Annotated in this window: 23 protein-coding genes; 22 read left to right on the top strand and 1 reads right to left on the bottom strand. The window is 62.3% G+C overall.

Translation table 11 applies throughout. The features are described from left to right. Window positions 1-114 precede the first annotated feature (114 nt). The 4 genes from ACMDCM_RS07645 (at window position 115) to ACMDCM_RS07630 (ending at window position 2,620) form a co-directional block, all read left to right on the top strand. Window positions 115-1,251: a GNAT family N-acetyltransferase gene (locus ACMDCM_RS07645; RefSeq protein ID WP_412773004.1), complete on the top strand. Its 1,137-nt coding sequence runs from the start codon at window positions 115-117 to the stop codon at window positions 1,249-1,251. Between the two features lie 165 nt (window positions 1,252-1,416). Next, entirely contained in the window at window positions 1,417-1,569 is a 153-nt protein-coding gene (locus tag ACMDCM_RS07640) for a hypothetical protein (protein WP_412773003.1), read from the top strand. Window positions 1,570-1,605: 36 nt separating this feature from the next. Continuing rightward, the gene (locus ACMDCM_RS07635; protein WP_412773002.1) at window positions 1,606-2,289 is read left to right on the top strand and encodes a Crp/Fnr family transcriptional regulator; all 684 of its coding nucleotides are present in this window, start codon (window positions 1,606-1,608) and stop codon (window positions 2,287-2,289) included. Between the two features lie 85 nt (window positions 2,290-2,374). Further along, window positions 2,375-2,620, top strand: a complete 246-nt coding sequence (locus ACMDCM_RS07630) for a hypothetical protein (RefSeq protein ID WP_412773001.1) — start codon at window positions 2,375-2,377, stop codon at window positions 2,618-2,620. A gap of 668 nt (window positions 2,621-3,288) precedes the next feature. Here ACMDCM_RS07630 and ACMDCM_RS07625 read toward each other — a convergent pair. Beyond that, on the bottom strand, window positions 3,289-3,465 hold the full coding sequence (locus tag ACMDCM_RS07625; RefSeq protein ID WP_412773000.1) for a hypothetical protein: 177 nt from the start codon (window positions 3,463-3,465) through the stop codon (window positions 3,289-3,291). A 926-nt stretch (window positions 3,466-4,391) separates the two neighbouring features. On the opposite strand from ACMDCM_RS07625, the gene rpsL reads away from it, so the two are divergent. The 18 genes from rpsL (at window position 4,392) to rplE (ending at window position 15,256) form a co-directional block, all read left to right on the top strand. Then, window positions 4,392-4,763, top strand: coding sequence for a 30S ribosomal protein S12 (gene rpsL, locus ACMDCM_RS07620; RefSeq protein ID WP_412772999.1), 372 nt, complete (start codon window positions 4,392-4,394; stop codon window positions 4,761-4,763). Window positions 4,764-4,778: 15 nt separating this feature from the next. Continuing rightward, the gene (gene rpsG, locus ACMDCM_RS07615) at window positions 4,779-5,249 is read left to right on the top strand and encodes a 30S ribosomal protein S7 (RefSeq protein WP_412772998.1); all 471 of its coding nucleotides are present in this window, start codon (window positions 4,779-4,781) and stop codon (window positions 5,247-5,249) included. Between the two features lie 30 nt (window positions 5,250-5,279). Further along, a complete protein-coding gene (gene fusA, locus ACMDCM_RS07610; RefSeq protein WP_412772997.1) occupies window positions 5,280-7,352 on the top strand; it encodes an elongation factor G in 2,073 nt (690 codons plus the stop codon). A 39-nt stretch (window positions 7,353-7,391) separates the two neighbouring features. Continuing rightward, a complete protein-coding gene (gene tuf / locus ACMDCM_RS07605; protein WP_412772996.1) occupies window positions 7,392-8,582 on the top strand; it encodes an elongation factor Tu in 1,191 nt (396 codons plus the stop codon). A 104-nt stretch (window positions 8,583-8,686) separates the two neighbouring features. Beyond that, a complete protein-coding gene (rpsJ, locus tag ACMDCM_RS07600; protein ID WP_002712302.1) occupies window positions 8,687-8,995 on the top strand; it encodes a 30S ribosomal protein S10 in 309 nt (102 codons plus the stop codon). A 97-nt stretch (window positions 8,996-9,092) separates the two neighbouring features. Beyond that, window positions 9,093-9,839 carry a 50S ribosomal protein L3 gene (gene rplC / locus ACMDCM_RS07595; protein WP_412772995.1) on the top strand — a complete coding sequence of 249 codons (747 nt, stop codon included), beginning with the start codon at window positions 9,093-9,095 and terminating at the stop codon, window positions 9,837-9,839. Window position 9,840: 1 nt separating this feature from the next. Next, window positions 9,841-10,461, top strand: a complete 621-nt coding sequence (gene rplD, locus ACMDCM_RS07590) for a 50S ribosomal protein L4 (protein ID WP_412772994.1) — start codon at window positions 9,841-9,843, stop codon at window positions 10,459-10,461. Further along, window positions 10,458-10,754: a 50S ribosomal protein L23 gene (locus ACMDCM_RS07585; RefSeq protein ID WP_412772993.1), complete on the top strand. Its 297-nt coding sequence runs from the start codon at window positions 10,458-10,460 to the stop codon at window positions 10,752-10,754. Before rplD ends, ACMDCM_RS07585 begins: the two co-directional genes overlap by 4 nt. Before the next feature lie 29 nt (window positions 10,755-10,783). Beyond that, window positions 10,784-11,620: a 50S ribosomal protein L2 gene (gene rplB, locus ACMDCM_RS07580; RefSeq protein ID WP_412772992.1), complete on the top strand. Its 837-nt coding sequence runs from the start codon at window positions 10,784-10,786 to the stop codon at window positions 11,618-11,620. A 12-nt stretch (window positions 11,621-11,632) separates the two neighbouring features. Then, on the top strand, window positions 11,633-11,908 hold the full coding sequence (rpsS, locus tag ACMDCM_RS07575) for a 30S ribosomal protein S19 (RefSeq protein ID WP_292619257.1): 276 nt from the start codon (window positions 11,633-11,635) through the stop codon (window positions 11,906-11,908). 9 nt (window positions 11,909-11,917) lie between these two features. After that, window positions 11,918-12,304: a 50S ribosomal protein L22 gene (gene rplV, locus ACMDCM_RS07570; RefSeq protein WP_412772991.1), complete on the top strand. Its 387-nt coding sequence runs from the start codon at window positions 11,918-11,920 to the stop codon at window positions 12,302-12,304. A 19-nt stretch (window positions 12,305-12,323) separates the two neighbouring features. Further along, window positions 12,324-13,019 carry a 30S ribosomal protein S3 gene (gene rpsC / locus ACMDCM_RS07565; protein ID WP_412772990.1) on the top strand — a complete coding sequence of 232 codons (696 nt, stop codon included), beginning with the start codon at window positions 12,324-12,326 and terminating at the stop codon, window positions 13,017-13,019. 79 nt (window positions 13,020-13,098) lie between these two features. Continuing rightward, window positions 13,099-13,512: a 50S ribosomal protein L16 gene (gene rplP, locus ACMDCM_RS07560; protein ID WP_412772989.1), complete on the top strand. Its 414-nt coding sequence runs from the start codon at window positions 13,099-13,101 to the stop codon at window positions 13,510-13,512. 5 nt (window positions 13,513-13,517) lie between these two features. After that, window positions 13,518-13,724 carry a 50S ribosomal protein L29 gene (gene rpmC, locus ACMDCM_RS07555; protein ID WP_412772988.1) on the top strand — a complete coding sequence of 69 codons (207 nt, stop codon included), beginning with the start codon at window positions 13,518-13,520 and terminating at the stop codon, window positions 13,722-13,724. A gap of 11 nt (window positions 13,725-13,735) precedes the next feature. Beyond that, the gene (gene rpsQ, locus ACMDCM_RS07550; protein WP_011510063.1) at window positions 13,736-13,984 is read left to right on the top strand and encodes a 30S ribosomal protein S17; all 249 of its coding nucleotides are present in this window, start codon (window positions 13,736-13,738) and stop codon (window positions 13,982-13,984) included. A 39-nt stretch (window positions 13,985-14,023) separates the two neighbouring features. After that, window positions 14,024-14,392, top strand: a complete 369-nt coding sequence (rplN, locus tag ACMDCM_RS07545; RefSeq protein WP_002712291.1) for a 50S ribosomal protein L14 — start codon at window positions 14,024-14,026, stop codon at window positions 14,390-14,392. Then, entirely contained in the window at window positions 14,392-14,706 is a 315-nt protein-coding gene (gene rplX / locus ACMDCM_RS07540) for a 50S ribosomal protein L24 (RefSeq protein ID WP_412772987.1), read from the top strand. Before rplN ends, rplX begins: the two co-directional genes overlap by 1 nt. After that, window positions 14,699-15,256 (top strand): 50S ribosomal protein L5, encoded by a 558-nt coding sequence (gene rplE, locus ACMDCM_RS07535; protein ID WP_412772986.1) that lies wholly within the window; start codon window positions 14,699-14,701, stop codon window positions 15,254-15,256. The genes rplX and rplE overlap by 8 nt, the downstream gene beginning before the upstream one ends. Window positions 15,257-15,266: the final 10 nt, after the last annotated feature.

The following is a 15,266-nucleotide window of genomic DNA, read 5'->3' as shown; positions in this document are numbered from 1 at the left end:
AAAAACCTTGAAGGGCATCAAGCGATCGACGGCGGACAGGATCGATACAACTTAACAGAAAAACAATGCCCGTAACGACACTATGCCGCCCGACAGGATCGCTCGAGGCGCGTGATGATTTCGGTAAGCATTTGTTCACCAACGCCGGACATTACGGCGCCATGGGACGATCTTGTCCGGCGGGCTTCTTCCAACGTTTTCATGAATCCCCTCGCGCTGACCGTCGCGAATGAAACCGGATTCGCGCGCATTCAGGTTCTGTCGGCGTGGGACGATAGCGCCGAACCGAGAAGGCTGGTCGGCATCTGGGCCTTTCGCGTACGCAGGATTTCGCGGTTGTGGCCCGCGCTGCTGGAGGCGCTGCCGTACAACTACGCCTTTCTGTCAAACCCCGTTGTGGATCCCGCTTTCGTCCATGATGTCATTCCGGCCTTCCTGTCGGCGATCCGGAACAGCCCCTTGCTGCCCAAGGTGATCAATCTTAAGTCGCTCGACGCCGAAGCTTTGAGCTTTGAAATGCTTGTGAACGCGCTCGCGGAGCAGGGCGGTGCGCAGCTTCGGTTGTCAGAGAGCACGCGACCTTTCGCGACCCCCGACGTGGGGACGAAACGGTCCGGCTCGACCCGGAAGAAGTTGCGGCAGGACTGGAACCGGCTTTCTGCGGCCGGCATCGTCGATATCGTCAACAACCGTGCGCCCGACGTGCGGGAGGCGTTCGAGGCGTTCCTGAAGCTGGAAGCCGCGGGCTGGAAGGGCGCGCGCGGCACGGCCTTGCTGTGTGATGCCGCGGATGCGGCTTTCGCCCGACGGATGGTCGTTACGCTCGCCGAGCACGGCAGCGCGTCGGTCGCATTGCTTCGCGTCGACGGACGTGCCATTGCAGCGCAGGTGCTGATGTATTGCGGCGCCACGGCCTATACCTGGAAAACCGCGTTTAGTCCCGACTACGCAAAATACTCGCCTGGCGCGTTGCTCATCGATAAAATCACGGACGATTTGTTTTCAACCGGGGTGGCGGCGATCGATTCCTGTTCATACGAAGGAAGCTTCATGGCTCAGCTCTGGGCCGGACGCAGAAAAATGGCGGATTTGCTCGTCGATGTCGGACCCGGTCGATCGCTGGCGTTTTCGCTGGAAGCGCTCCGCCAGCGAGGCTACGGCCGCCTCCGTCGGCTTCGCGACCGGGTCCGATCCTGGTCGGTGCCAGTCCCGCCCAAAAGCAAGAAGGTGAGCCTTGCCGCGCATCGCTAGGGCTGGCGCGGTGTTGGACCCGGTCGCCGGCAGAGCAGAGTTGGCTTGGGTCACGTTATATCGTATTAAATATATCGATGAGTGACAGCCATCGCCTTTCCGCGAGCGTTGCCCCTGCGGTGGCGTTCGAGGTCGTGCAACGCATTGGGAGACGGACGTATCGGAATGTTTGGCAAGCAGTTCTACGATAAAGGTTTGATTGAACTGGCGGCGAAAACGGTTACGGCGAGTCGGAGCTTTATCGGGGCGCGGCTTGCCTTCGGTCTTGCAAGGATCGTAACCGTGCCGGCTGGTTCGAATATCCTGACGAACCGGTGACCGGGGACAATGACACAGAGACCAAAAAACGCCCTGTTGGCGACTATCCCAGACTCGGAATGGATCGAAGTTCAAAAGCTGTGCGAGCCCGTCAAGCTGACGCTGGGCCGTGTGCTATACGAACCACGCGGCCCGTTTGATTATGTATACTTTCCGGAGACGGCGATTATCTCCAACGTCGCCCCGCTCAAGGCCGACAAGACGGCCGAAACGTCGACCACCGGGCGTGAGGGCCTGATCAACGTCGGAGCCATCATGGGTGACGACCAGTCGATGCACCGTGCCGTGGTCCAGGTGTCAGGTGATGCGATCCGCATTTCCTTTTCCGACTTTCAGGAGTTGCAGGCACGTCTGCCGGTATTCCGGCGCAAGCTCAACGCGTATTCTCGAGCATTCCTCGCGCAGGTGATGCAGTCCGTTGCGTGCAATGCCAGCCATACGCTGCTTCAGCGTTGCGCACGATGGCTGTTGAAGTCTCACGATCGCGTCGACGGCGACGAGCTTCGACTCACGCAACAATTCCTGGCTGAGTTGCTGGTCGTCAGTCGCGTGGCGGTTAATGCCGAGCTGAAAAAATTTCAGCAACAGAAGGCTCTCACATACAGCCGCGGCATCATCACGATATTGGATCGCAGGTTGTTGGAGCGCACATCGTGCGAGTGCTATCGCGCGGTTCGGCGCGAGTACGACAGGCTGCTACCCAGATCCTTCACCAAATAAAAATATCAACTATGTAAACTAGTTGGCTATACGGTCGCTGTGTCCATCGGTACACAGGGCAGTCCAATAATGGAGGAATGCACCGATGCCGAGACACGTTTCTTTTTACGATGAATCTCTGGGTAAGCAGGTCGAAGGTTCTTACACTTCGGATGGCAAGGTGATCCATGCCGGTTCGGGAACGCTAGGCGCGAAGAGTGCTCCTCTTGGCTACCTTGGCAACGCCAACACGTTTCCCGTTGATCAGGAAGGCCAGGATCTGCTGGCACAGAAGCTGCTGAGCGAGCTGGCCCATCGTGAAGCCAAGAACGGCCACGCGCACGGTCATTAGTCTCGATCAAAAAAATAGACGGCGTGAGCCTGTGGCTCACTAATTAACTGATTATACGTCGTCGCCGCCGCTGCGGAGTTCCTTGAGTTGGTTCGACCGCGGAGGCCGGTAAAGTTTCCGAGTTTGCTAGGTATTGCTCGGTTCCGTGTTACGATCGACGCTTTCCGAATTCTGCACCTTTCGATCGGCGTTGACCGTCCCAGCGGCAAGATGCGTTAGGCCGCTTGGCGCGATGCACTGGTAATCGGTCTATATGACCTACAGCGCTGCTTGTCGTCGCCGATGAGGTGGCCGACTGGCGGCGCTTTAGCGTGTGTGGACGTCTTTCGCGGCGATGCTGCGACATCTGATAACGCAGACATCCGGTCGCGCTGAGCGCGGCATATTTGACACCCATTATTTTATGATGTGGCTCCGGCAACGTGTGTTGCGGATCAGCGAAGCGTCGTCCGCGACGTCCGACTGCGCATGTCGGATTGTGCGGCTGCGCGGTCGAAGGCGTCGTGGGACGGCGGATCTTGGCTTCGCCTGACGCTGCCCTGCGGGCTGGTCGCTTCAGATATTGAAGTTGCGCGTGCATCCTGTCGAAATCAGGCTATCCGGAATGCTCCAACAGGGACGTCTGGCCGTCACACGCTTCCTCGATCTAGTCTAGCTAGCGGCATTCGTCATCGGGCCGCTTCGTCGAAAGCGCCGCCGAGCGCGATCAAGACGATGCCTTCATTGCCGGCTGTTCGCTCGCACTGGTCGTTGCGGCAGGCGGCGGCGCTGCTTTGGCCCATCGCGGCGGGCACGGACGCTGCATCGACTGCGGCGGCGGGCCTTTCGGCACGGGTCCCGTCCACGGGCCGGGGTCGAGCCACGGTCCCGTCGTCTATCATCCCGTGCATGGACCGGGTCCAGGCCACGATCCGATCTTCACGTCGGGGCCGGTGGTTCGCGACCACCGCAGGCCTCAACCCCGACCCGGCCCGGGTTCTTATTATTGTCGACATTACTGGAACTCGCCGCGCTGCAGCTCCGAGGTTCGCGATCATCGCACGCCGCTGTTGCCTCCTCCGGTGCAATGGCAACCTCTTTGACGAGGTGAGTCTCAAATTCACCGGCATGCGGCGGCGGAGGCGGGGACATATCTCAGGAATAAGAGCCGGATTCGCGGGTGTGACCGCTCAGAGTTGGCCTCGGTCCTGGTCTCGTCCGGCTTCCGGGCCGGAAAGTGCTTTATTTTGAAGCCTGTCCGGCCGGGCGGTGAAGCGGGCTGTCGGCGATTTTCCGCGACAGGGGATTGCGCCGGATGTCCGGTGATCAACGGGTGGAAGTGCTTGTGTGACCGCGCTTTAGCCTTGACTTGGCGACTCGCGGTGGATAAAACCCGCGCACTTAACGGCAGGCGGTGAGTTACGCCAACGTCGGAACGGACTACCCTTTCTATCTGATTTAATTGATAGAGACGGGCACCAACCTCGACGAATGCTGCTCAGACGCTGCCGATGATAGCTAGGCAATGCCAGGACGACAGTCGTTCTCTTGAGCGAGTTCTCTCGAGATTGATTTCGGATGCATGACCTCGGTGGAAGCTGGCCGGTTCCTTCCGGCTGGCGTTGATCGCGGTCCTCTGTGGTGTCGAAGCGCTTTCCGTTCAGCGATGAACGGTTGGCGCGATTTCGTTTTGCGTGAATCGTTTCATGCGTAGCGAGCGGGTGGGCGATAGCCCCGGACGAATCTGCGGAACCGCTTCGGGTTTCGCGTAATATAAGGGTGAAGGCGAACGATGCCGACGATCAACCAACTGATCGCAAGTCCGCGCGTCACACAGAAGTCGCGCAAGAAGGTGCCTGCGTTGCAGCAGTCGCCGCAGAAGCGCGGCGTGTGCACGCGTGTCTATACGACCACTCCAAAGAAGCCGAACTCGGCGCTGCGCAAGGTCGCCAAGGTGCGCTTGACCAATGGCTTCGAGGTCATCGGTTATATTCCGGGTGAAGGGCATAACCTTCAGGAACATTCCGTGGTCATGATCCGCGGCGGCCGCGTCAAGGACTTGCCCGGCGTGCGCTACCACATCCTCCGCGGCGTCCTCGATACCCAGGGCGTCAAGAACCGCAAGCAGCGTCGTTCGAAGTACGGCGCGAAACGTCCGAAATAAGCGGGAAGAGAAACGATGTCGCGTCGCCATTCTGCCGAAAAGCGTGAAGTGCTTCCCGATCCGAAGTTCGGAAACATCGTCATTACGAAGTTCATGAACTCGGTGATGTATGCCGGAAAGAAGTCGGTCGCCGAAAGCATCGTCTATGGCGCGCTCGACCTGATCGAGGCCAAGACCAAGCAGGGGCCGCTCACGGTGTTCGAGCAGGCGCTCGAGAACGTCATGCCGACCATCGAAGTGCGGTCGCGCCGCGTCGGTGGCGCCACCTATCAGGTGCCGGTGGAAGTCCGCTCGACCCGACGTCAGGCGCTCGGCATCCGCTGGCTGATCACGGCCGCGCGGGGACGCAATGAAAAGACGATGACGGAGCGGCTCTCGGCCGAGCTGCTCGACGCGTCGAACAATCGGGGCAGCGCGGTCAAGAAGCGCGAAGACGTGCACAAGATGGCGGAAGCCAACCGCGCGTTCTCGCACTATCGCTGGTAACGGCGACAACAGGAATTCAAGGACAGTTCCATGCCCCGCCAACATGCTATCGAGGATTACCGTAATTTCGGTATCATGGCGCATATCGACGCCGGCAAGACCACCACGACCGAGCGCATCCTTTATTACACCGGCAAGAGCCACAAGATCGGCGAAGTGCACGAAGGTGCCGCGACGATGGATTGGATGGCGCAGGAGCAGGAGCGTGGCATCACCATCACCTCCGCCGCGACCACTGCGTTCTGGGACGGCAAGCGGCTGAACATCATCGACACCCCGGGCCACGTCGACTTCACCATCGAGGTGGAGCGCTCCCTGCGCGTGCTCGACGGCGCGGTGTGCGTGCTCGACTCCAACCAGGGCGTCGAACCGCAGACCGAGACCGTCTGGCGCCAGGGCGACAAGTACAAGGTGCCGCGCATCGTCTTCTGCAACAAGATGGATAAGACCGGCGCCGACTTCTACAAGTGCATGGCCGACATCGTCGATCGTCTCGGCGCGCGCCCGGTGGCGCTGCAACTCCCGATCGGAGCGGAGAACAACTTCAAGGGCATGGTCGACCTCGTCCGCATGAAGGCGCTGGTCTTCAATCAGGACGCTCTTGGTTCGATGTACGATGTCGAGGAGATTCCTGCTGATCTCGCCGACAAGGCGAAAGAATATCGCGAGAAGCTGGTGGAAGCCGCCGTCGAACTCGACGACGACGCCATGGCTGCCTATCTCGACGGCACCGAGCCGGATGAAGCGACTCTCAAGGGGCTGATCCGCAAGGCTGTCATCACCGGCGCGTTCTATCCCGTGCTGTGCGGCACGGCGTTCAAGAACAAGGGCGTGCAGCCGCTGCTCGACGCTGTCGTCGCCTATCTGCCGTCGCCGCTCGATGTGCCCGCCATCAAGGGCATTGACGACAGGGGCAACGAGGTCGTCCGCCATGCCGACGACAAGGAGCCGATGGCTCTCCTGGCGTTCAAGATCATGGACGACCCGTTCGTCGGCACCATCACCTTCTGCCGCATCTATTCCGGCGTTCTCCAGAGCGGCACCGGCGTGATCAACTCGACGCGCGAGAAGAAGGAGCGCATCGGCCGCATGCTGCTGATGCATGCGAACAACCGCGAGGACATCAAGGAGGCCTATGCCGGCGATATCGTCGCGCTGGCTGGCCTGAAGGAAGCGCGCACCGGCGATACGCTGTGCGATCCGGCCCATCCGGTGATTCTCGAAAAGATGGAATTTCCCGATCCGGTCATCGAGATTGCGATCGAGCCGAAGTCCAAGGCCGACCAGGAAAAGCTCGGCGTCGCGCTGGCGAAGCTCGCGGCGGAAGATCCGTCGTTCCGCGTCTCCACCGATCAGGAGTCCGGCCAGACCATCCTCAAGGGCATGGGCGAACTCCATCTCGACATCAAGGTCGATATCCTCAAGCGCACCTACAAGGTCGACGCCAACATCGGCGCGCCGCAGGTGGCGTTCCGCGAGCGCGTCACCAAGCGCGTCGAGCACAGCTACACCCACAAGAAGCAGACCGGCGGCACCGGCCAGTTCGCCGCCGTCACGCTGATCGTCGAGCCGAGCGAGCCCGGCAAAGGCTACGAGTTCGAGTCGAAGATCGTCGGCGGTGCGGTGCCCAAGGAATACATTCCCGGCGTCGAGAAGGGCATCGAAAGCGTGCTCTCCTCCGGCGTGGTCGCGGGCTTCCCGGTGGTCGACGTCAAGGTGCAACTCATCGACGGCAAGTACCACGACGTCGACTCCTCGGCGCTGGCGTTCGAAATCGCGACGCGCGCGTGCTTCCGCGAGGCTTTGCAGCGGGGCAAGTCGGTGCTGCTCGAGCCGATCATGAAGGTCGAGGTGGTGACGCCGGAAGACTACACCGGTTCGGTCATCGGCGACCTCAACTCGCGGCGCGGCCAGATCCAGGGTCAGGACATGCGCGGCAACGCCAACGTCATCAATGCGATGGTGCCGCTCATGAACATGTTCGGTTACGTGAACAACCTGCGCTCGATGAGCCAGGGGCGCGCAACCTTCACCATGCAGTTCGATCATTATGCTGAAGCGCCGGCGAACGTGTCGGCGGAAGTCCAGAAGAAGTTTGCCTGATTGTCGCTGGCGACAGTCAACGACTGAACGGAGAGTCAAATGGCCAAAGCGAAGTTTGAACGTAACAAGCCGCATTGCAACATCGGGACGATCGGTCACGTTGACCATGGCAAGACGTCCTTGACGGCTGCGATTACGAAGGTTCTCGCGGAGACGGGCGGGGCGACGTTCACGGCGTACGATCAGATCGACAAGGCGCCGGAAGAGAAGGCGCGCGGCATCACGATCTCGACCGCGCACGTCGAATACGAAACCGCGAACCGTCACTACGCCCACGTCGACTGCCCGGGCCACGCCGACTACGTGAAGAACATGATCACGGGCGCGGCGCAGATGGACGGCGCGATCCTGGTGGTGTCGGCGGCGGACGGCCCGATGCCGCAGACCCGCGAGCACATCCTTCTGGCGCGCCAGGTCGGCGTGCCCGCTCTCGTCGTATTCCTGAACAAGTGCGACATGGTCGACGATCCGGAGCTGCTCGAACTCGTCGAGCTCGAGGTCCGCGAGTTGCTGTCGAAGTACGAATTCCCCGGCGACAAGATTCCGATCGTGAAGGGTTCGGCGCTGGCGGCGCTGGAGAACTCGGACCCCAAGCTCGGCCATGACGCGATTCTGGAACTGATGAAGAACGTCGACGAGTACATTCCGCAGCCGGAACGTCCGATCGACCAGCCGTTCCTGATGCCGGTCGAGGACGTGTTCTCGATCTCGGGCCGCGGCACGGTGGTGACGGGACGTGTGGAGCGCGGCGTGGTCAAGGTCGGCGAGGAAATCGAGATCGTCGGCATCCGTCCGACGCAGAAGACCACGGTGACCGGCGTCGAAATGTTCCGCAAGCTGCTCGACCAGGGTCAGGCGGGCGACAACATCGGGGCGCTGTTGCGCGGCACCAAGCGCGAGGAAGTGGAGCGCGGTCAGGTCCTGTGCAAGCCGGGCTCGGTGAAGCCGCACACCAAGTTCAAGGCCGAAGCCTACATCCTGACCAAGGAGGAGGGCGGCCGCCACACCCCGTTCTTCACCAACTATCGGCCTCAGTTTTATTTCCGCACCACCGACGTGACCGGCGTGGTGCATCTTCCGGCCGGCACCGAGATGGTGATGCCGGGCGACAACGTCGCGATGGAAGTGCACCTGATCGTGCCGATCGCGATGGAGGAGAAGCTGCGCTTCGCCATCCGTGAGGGCGGACGCACCGTCGGAGCGGGCGTGGTAGCCAGCATTATTGAGTAACCAGCTTTCGTCATGCCCGGCTTGATGCCGGGCATCCACGACTTCTTTTCAAGACGTAGATGGCCGGACAAGCCCGGCCATGACGGAACAGAGAGATCAAGGCAATGAACGGCCAGAATATCCGCATCCGTCTCAAGGCGTTCGACCATCGGATTCTCGATACGTCGACCCGCGAGATCGTGAACACCGCGAAACGCACCGGCGCGCAGGTCCGCGGACCGATTCCGCTGCCGACGCGGATCGAGAAGTTCACGGTCAACCGTTCGCCGCATGTCGACAAGAAGAGCCGCGAGCAGTTCGAGATGCGCACGCATAAGCGCCTTCTCGACATCGTCGATCCGACGCCGCAGACGGTCGATGCCTTGATGAAGCTCGATCTGGCCGCGGGTGTCGACGTCGAGATCAAGCTCTGACGCGGCAGCCCGCCGATTCGGCAGGGCGCGCGGAAGTCGAAACGAAGTTAGGGAACAGTCCGAACGTTAGCGGACAGAAAGAACAGGAAGCACGCCGATGCGCTCCGGAGTGATCGCACAAAAGGTCGGGATGACGCGGGTCTTCACGGAGACCGGCGAGCATGTCCCTGTGACCGTGCTGAAGCTGAGCAATTGTCAGGTGTTGGGTCACCGGACCAGCGAGAAGAACGGCTACGTCGCGTTGCAGCTCGGCTCGGGCGTGCGCAAGACGGTCTACTTGCCGAAGGCTGAGCGCGGCCAGTTCGCGGTCGCCAAGGTCGAGCCCAAGCGCAAGGTCGCGGAATTCCGCGTGTCCGAGGATTCGCTGATTCCGGTCGGCGCTGAAATTCAGGCGGACCATTTCGTGGTCGGCCAGTTCGTCGATGTCACCGGCACCTCGGTCGGCAAGGGTTTCGCCGGCGGCATGAAGCGCTGGAACTTCGGCGGTCTGCGCGCTACGCACGGCGTGTCGGTCTCGCATCGTTCGATCGGTTCGACCGGCGGACGTCAGGATCCCGGCAAGACCTTCAAGAACAAGAAGATGCCCGGCCACATGGGCGTCGATCGCATCACGACGCTCAATCTGCGCGTGGTGCAGACCGACGTGGAGCGCGGGCTGATTCTGGTCGAGGGCGCCGTTCCGGGCTCCAAGGGGGGCTGGATCGCGGTGCGTGACGCGGTCAAGAAGCCGTTGCCGAAGGAAGCGCCCAAGCCCGGCAAGTTCAAGGTTGCGAACGGCGGCGCGCAGGCTGCCGGCGATGACAAGGTCCCGGCGGATGCCCCGGCCGAGAAGGAGGGTGCATAACATGGAACTGAACGTCACCACCCTCGAAGGCAAGGCTGCAGGCTCGGTCCAGCTCTCGGACGGGATTTTCGGTCTCGAGCCGCGCAAGGACCTGATCCAGCGCTGCGTCAACTGGCAGCTCGCCAAGCGTCAGGCCGGCACCCACAAGGCCAAGGGCCGCGCGGAAATCTGGCGCACCGGCAAGAAGATGTTCAAGCAGAAGGGCACCGGCAATGCCCGTCACGGTTCCGCCCGCGTCTCGCAGTTCCGCGGCGGCGGTCGCGCGTTCGGTCCGGTCGTCCGCAGCCATGCGCACGATCTGCCGAAGAAGGTGCGCGCGCTGGCGCTGCGCCACGCGCTGTCGGCGAAGGCCAAGGACGGCGGTCTGATCGTCATCGACAGCGCCGAGCTGAAGGATGCCAAGACCAAGGCGCTGATCGGCCATTTCTCGGGCCTCGGCCTGACCAGTGCGCTGATCGTCGACGGCGCTCAGGTTCATTCCGGGTTCGAAACCGCCGTGCGCAACATTCCGAACATCGACGTGCTGCCGATCCAGGGCATCAACGTCTACGACATTCTGCGTCGCCAGAAGCTGGTTCTGACCAAGGCGGCGGTTGATGCGCTGGAGGCGCGCTTCAAATGACAATCGATGCGAAGCATTACGACGTGATCGTCTCGCCGGTCATCACCGAAAAGGCGACGATGGCCTCCGAGCACAACAAGGTCGTATTCAAGGTGGCGCGCAAGGCGACCAAGCCGCAGATCAAGGAAGCGGTCGAGAAGCTGTTCGACGTCAAGGTCAAGGGCGTGAACACGCTGGTGCGCAAGGGCAAGACCAAGGTCTTCCGCGGCAGCCTGGGTTCGCAGTCGGACAGCAAGCGCGCGGTTGTGACCCTTGAAGAGGGCCACCGCATCGACGTCACCACCGGGCTCTGAGGCGCAAAACGGCTTTAAGGCGATAGATCATGGCACTTAAAACATTCAATCCCACGACGCCGGGCCAGCGCCAGTTGGTGATGGTCGATCGCTCAGTCCTCTACAAGGGCAAGCCGGTCAAGACGCTCACCGAGGGCAAGCGCGCCAAGGGCGGCCGCAACAACACCGGCCGCATCACCGTGCGGTTTCGCGGCGGTGGCCACAAGCAGGCCTACCGCAACGTCGATTTCAAGCGCGGCAAGGTGGACGTGCCGGCGGTCGTCGAGCGGCTCGAATACGATCCGAACCGCACCGCGTTCATCGCGCTGATCAAGTATCAGGACGGCGAGCAGGCCTATATTCTCGCGCCGCAGCGTCTGGCCGCCGGCGACACCGTCGTCGCCGGCAACTATGTCGACGTCAAGCCGGGAAATGTCATGCCGCTCGGCAACATGCCCGTCGGCACGATTGTTCACAACGTCGAGATGAAGATCGGCAAGGGCGGACAGCTTGCGCGCTCCGCCGGCACCTATGCCCAGATCGTCGGCCGCGACCAGGACTACGTCATCCTTCGCCTGAATTCGGGCGAGCAGCGCTTGGTGCACGGCCGCTGTCGCGGTGCCATCGGCGCGGTGTCGAATCCGGACCACATGAACACCTCGGTCGGCAAGGCAGGCCGCACCCGCTGGATGGGCCGCCGCCCGCACAACCGCGGCGTGGTCATGAACCCGATCGACCACCCGCATGGCGGCGGCGAAGGCCGCACCTCGGGCGGCCGGCACCCGGTGACGCCCTGGGGCAAGCCGACCAAGGGCAAGAAAACCCGCTCCAACAAGTCGACCACCAAGTTCATTCTCATCAGCCGCCACAAGCGGAAGAAGAAGTAAGGATCGCCGGACATGGTTCGTTCAGTCTGGAAAGGCCCGTTCGTCGAAGGCTCGCTGCTCAAGAAGGCAGATGCCGCGCGCGCGAGCGGCCGTCACGACGTCATCAAGATCTGGAGCCGCCGCTCCACCATCCTGCCGCAATTCGTCGGGCTGGTGTTCGGCGTCTACAACGGCCAGAAGCACGTGCCGGTGTCGGTCAACGAGGAGATGGTCGGTCACAAGTTCGGCGAGTTCTCGCCGACGCGGACCTTCCACGGCCACTCGGGCGACAAGAAAGCCAAGAAGTAGGACGAAGCCATGAGCAAGCCCAAGCGCGAACGGAGCCTCCCGGAAAACGAGGCCAAGGCGATCGCCCGGATGCTTCGGGTGAGCCCGCAGAAGCTCAACCTCGTTGCGCAGCTGATCCGCGGCCGCAAGGCGTCGGCGGCGCTTGCCGACCTGCAGTTTTCGCGCAAGCGGATCGCGGGCGACGTGAAGAAGTGCCTGGAGTCGGCGATCGCCAACGCCGAGAACAACCACGACCTCGATGTCGACGATCTCGTCGTGGCGCAGGCGTTCGTGGGCAACGGCATGGTGATGAAGCGTTTCGCACCGCGCGGCCGGGGCCGCTCGGGCCGTATCTATAAACCGTTCTCGCAACTGACGATCATAGTGCGTCAGGTCGAGGCCGAGGCGAGCGCTTAAAGAGGCGCAGGAGAAAACGATGGGTCAAAAGATCAATCCGATCGGGCTGCGTCTTGGCATCAACCGGACCTGGGATTCCCGTTGGTATGCCGGCAAAGGCGAGTACGGCAAGCTGCTGCACGAGGACGTCAAGATCCGCGAGCTTCTGCACAAGGAGCTCAAGCAGGCGGCCGTGGCGCGCATCGTGATCGAGCGCCCGCACAAGAAGTGCCGCGTGACGATCCATTCGGCGCGTCCCGGCGTCGTGATCGGCAAGAAGGGCGCCGATATCGACAAGCTTCGCAAGAGGGTCGCCGACATCACCTCGTCGGACGTCGTCATCAATATCGTCGAAATTCGCAAGCCGGAGCTCGACGCCACGCTGGTCGCCGAATCGATCGCGCAGCAGCTCGAGCGCCGCGTCGCGTTCCGCCGCGCGATGAAGCGCGCCGTGCAATCGGCGATGCGCCTCGGCGCCGAGGGCATCCGCATCAACTGCTCGGGCCGTCTCGGCGGCGCCGAAATCGCCCGCATGGAATGGTATCGCGAAGGCCGCGTGCCGCTGCACACGCTGCGCGCCGACGTCGATTACGGCGTCGCCACGGCGTTCACGACGTTCGGCACCTGCGGCGTCAAGGTCTGGATCTTCAAGGGCGAAATCCTCGAGCACGATCCGATGGCCCAGGACAAGCGCCTGTCCGGCGACGACAACCGTCCGCGTCGCGATGCGGCCTGAACGACAGCATGATCCCGAAAGGCGGTCACCGGTTTTCGAACCGGCTCATGCGCAAAGAGAAGGTTTGAGGGCGTAAGCCATGATGCAACCGAAGAAGACCAAGTTCCGGAAGGCGCACAAGGGCCGCATCCACGGCGTCGCCTCCTCGGGCGCGACGCTGGCGTTCGGCCAGTTCGGCCTGAAGGCGATGGCGCCCGAGCGCATCACGGCGCGCCAGATCGAGGCCGCGCGGCGCGCGCTGACGCGCCACATGAAGCGCGCCGGCCGCGTCTGGATCCGCGTGTTCCCAGATGTCCCGGTCTCGAAAAAGCCGGCCGAGGTCCGCATGGGCTCGGGCAAGGGCGCGCCGGAGTTGTGGGTGGTGCGGGTCAAGCCGGGCAAGGTCCTGTTCGAGATCGACGGCGTCGCCGCGCAGACCGCGAAGGAAGCGCTGACGCTCGCCGCCGCCAAGCTGCCGATCAAGACGCGCTTCGTCGCGCGCATCGCGGAGTAACCGACATGGCCGCCATGAAGACCGCTGACATCCGCGCGATGACCCCCGACCAGATGGACGACGCCGTCGCCGGCCTGAAGAAGGAGCGGTTCAATCTGCGCTTCCAGCGCGCCACCGGGCAGTTGGAGAATACCTCGCGCTTGCGCGAAGCCCGCCGCGATATCGCACGGATCAAGACCATCGCCGCGCAAAAGCGCGACGCGAAGAAATAAGGGACTTTAAGATGCCGAAACGTACGCTGCAGGGCGTGGTCGTCAGCGACAAGCAGGCCAAGACGGTCGTGGTGCGCGTCGATCGCCGCTTCACCCATCCGCTCTACAAGAAGACCATTCGCCGCTCGAAAAACTATCACGCGCACGACGAGAACAACGAGTTCAAGCCGGGCGACATGGTGTGGATCGAGGAGAGCAAGCCGATCTCGAAGTTGAAGCGCTGGACCGTGGTCCGGGGCGAACAGAAGAAAACCGCTTAAGCGCGATTTTGCGCATCAGAAAGAGGACAAGGTGCATCAATGATTCAGATGCAGACCAACCTCGACGTGGCCGATAATTCAGGCGCACGCCGTGTCATGTGCATCAAGGTGCTTGGAGGCTCCAAGCGCCGCTATGCAACGGTGGGCGACATCATCGTCGTGTCGATCAAGGAAGCCATCCCGCGCGGGAAGGTGAAGAAGGGCGACGTCATGAAGGCGGTGGTGGTGCGGGTGGCCAAGGACATCCGCCGCGCCGACGGCTCGGTGATCCGTTTCGACCGCAACGCGGCCGTGCTGATCAATAACCAGTCCGAGCCGGTCGGCACCCGTATTTTCGGGCCGGTGCCGCGCGAGTTGCGCGCCAAGAACCACATGAAGATCATTTCGCTGGCGCCGGAGGTGCTGTGATGGCCGCTAAGATCCGGAAAGGCGACAAGGTTATCGTCCTGTCGGGCCGCGACAAGGGCCGCACCGGCGAGGTGTTCGAGGTGCGTCCCGCGGAGAGCAGGGCGCTGGTGCGCGGCGTCAACATGGTGAAGCGTCACCAGAAGCAGACCCAGAACCAGGAGGGCGGCATCATCTCGAAGGAGGCGCCGGTCCACCTGTCCAAGATCGCGATCGTCGGCAAGGACGGCAAGCCGACCCGCGTCGGTTTCAAGATTCAGGCCGACGGCACCAAGGTGCGTGTCGCCAAGCGTTCGGGAGCGGAGATCGATGGCTGAGACGGCTTACGTGCCGCGCCTGCGCGCGGAGTATGACAAGAGCATCCGCGCCCGGCTGACCGAGCAGTTCGGCTACGGCAACGTCATGCAGGTGCCGCGCCTCGACAAGGTGGTTCTCAACATGGGAATCGGCGAGGCCGTAAACGACCGCAAGAAGGCCGAGACCGCGGCCGCCGACCTGTCGCTGATCGCCGGCCAGAAGGCGATCGTGACCTATTCGCGCGTCGCGATCTCGACCTTCAAGCTGCGCGAAAACCAGCCGATCGGCTGCAAGGTGACGCTGCGCAAGGCCAAGATGTACGAGTTCATCGATCGCCTGGTGAACGTCGCGCTGCCGCGCGTGCGCGACTTCCGCGGCCTCAATCCGAAGAGCTTCGACGGCCGCGGCAATTACTCGCTCGGCATCAAGGAACACATCATTTTTCCCGAAATCGACTTCGACAAGGTCGGGGAGAGCTGGGGCATGGACGTCACCGTCTGCACGACCGCGCAGACGGACGACGAAGCCCGGGCGCTGCTGACCGCATTCAATTTTCCGTTCCGGCAGTGAGACGCTGAAA

The organism is Nitrobacter sp. (assembly GCF_047149785.1).
Lineage (GTDB): Bacteria > Pseudomonadota > Alphaproteobacteria > Rhizobiales > Xanthobacteraceae > Nitrobacter.
The sequence above is the reverse complement of the archived record's forward strand: the minus strand, read 5'-3'. Positions and strand labels throughout refer to the sequence as shown.

What these genes read in the sequence shown, in the direction of transcription:
- ACMDCM_RS07645 (WP_412773004.1), top strand. Translation starts at nt 115, where the DNA reads ATGATTTCGGTAAGCATTTGTTCACCAACGCCGGACATTACGGCGCCA.
- ACMDCM_RS07640 (WP_412773003.1), top strand. Translation starts at nt 1,417, where the DNA reads ATGTTTGGCAAGCAGTTCTACGATAAAGGTTTGATTGAACTGGCGGCG.
- ACMDCM_RS07630 (WP_412773001.1), top strand. Translation starts at nt 2,375, where the DNA reads ATGCCGAGACACGTTTCTTTTTACGATGAATCTCTGGGTAAGCAGGTC.
- rpsL (WP_412772999.1), top strand. Translation starts at nt 4,392, where the DNA reads ATGCCGACGATCAACCAACTGATCGCAAGTCCGCGCGTCACACAGAAG.
- rpsG (WP_412772998.1), top strand. Translation starts at nt 4,779, where the DNA reads ATGTCGCGTCGCCATTCTGCCGAAAAGCGTGAAGTGCTTCCCGATCCG.
- fusA (WP_412772997.1), top strand. Translation starts at nt 5,280, where the DNA reads ATGCCCCGCCAACATGCTATCGAGGATTACCGTAATTTCGGTATCATG.
- tuf (WP_412772996.1), top strand. Translation starts at nt 7,392, where the DNA reads ATGGCCAAAGCGAAGTTTGAACGTAACAAGCCGCATTGCAACATCGGG.
- rpsJ (WP_002712302.1), top strand. Translation starts at nt 8,687, where the DNA reads ATGAACGGCCAGAATATCCGCATCCGTCTCAAGGCGTTCGACCATCGG.
- rplC (WP_412772995.1), top strand. Translation starts at nt 9,093, where the DNA reads ATGCGCTCCGGAGTGATCGCACAAAAGGTCGGGATGACGCGGGTCTTC.
- rplD (WP_412772994.1), top strand. Translation starts at nt 9,841, where the DNA reads ATGGAACTGAACGTCACCACCCTCGAAGGCAAGGCTGCAGGCTCGGTC.
- ACMDCM_RS07585 (WP_412772993.1), top strand. Translation starts at nt 10,458, where the DNA reads ATGACAATCGATGCGAAGCATTACGACGTGATCGTCTCGCCGGTCATC.
- rplB (WP_412772992.1), top strand. Translation starts at nt 10,784, where the DNA reads ATGGCACTTAAAACATTCAATCCCACGACGCCGGGCCAGCGCCAGTTG.
- rpsS (WP_292619257.1), top strand. Translation starts at nt 11,633, where the DNA reads ATGGTTCGTTCAGTCTGGAAAGGCCCGTTCGTCGAAGGCTCGCTGCTC.
- rplV (WP_412772991.1), top strand. Translation starts at nt 11,918, where the DNA reads ATGAGCAAGCCCAAGCGCGAACGGAGCCTCCCGGAAAACGAGGCCAAG.
- rpsC (WP_412772990.1), top strand. Translation starts at nt 12,324, where the DNA reads ATGGGTCAAAAGATCAATCCGATCGGGCTGCGTCTTGGCATCAACCGG.
- rplP (WP_412772989.1), top strand. Translation starts at nt 13,099, where the DNA reads ATGATGCAACCGAAGAAGACCAAGTTCCGGAAGGCGCACAAGGGCCGC.
- rpmC (WP_412772988.1), top strand. Translation starts at nt 13,518, where the DNA reads ATGGCCGCCATGAAGACCGCTGACATCCGCGCGATGACCCCCGACCAG.
- rpsQ (WP_011510063.1), top strand. Translation starts at nt 13,736, where the DNA reads ATGCCGAAACGTACGCTGCAGGGCGTGGTCGTCAGCGACAAGCAGGCC.
- rplN (WP_002712291.1), top strand. Translation starts at nt 14,024, where the DNA reads ATGATTCAGATGCAGACCAACCTCGACGTGGCCGATAATTCAGGCGCA.
- rplX (WP_412772987.1), top strand. Translation starts at nt 14,392, where the DNA reads ATGGCCGCTAAGATCCGGAAAGGCGACAAGGTTATCGTCCTGTCGGGC.
- rplE (WP_412772986.1), top strand. Translation starts at nt 14,699, where the DNA reads ATGGCTGAGACGGCTTACGTGCCGCGCCTGCGCGCGGAGTATGACAAG.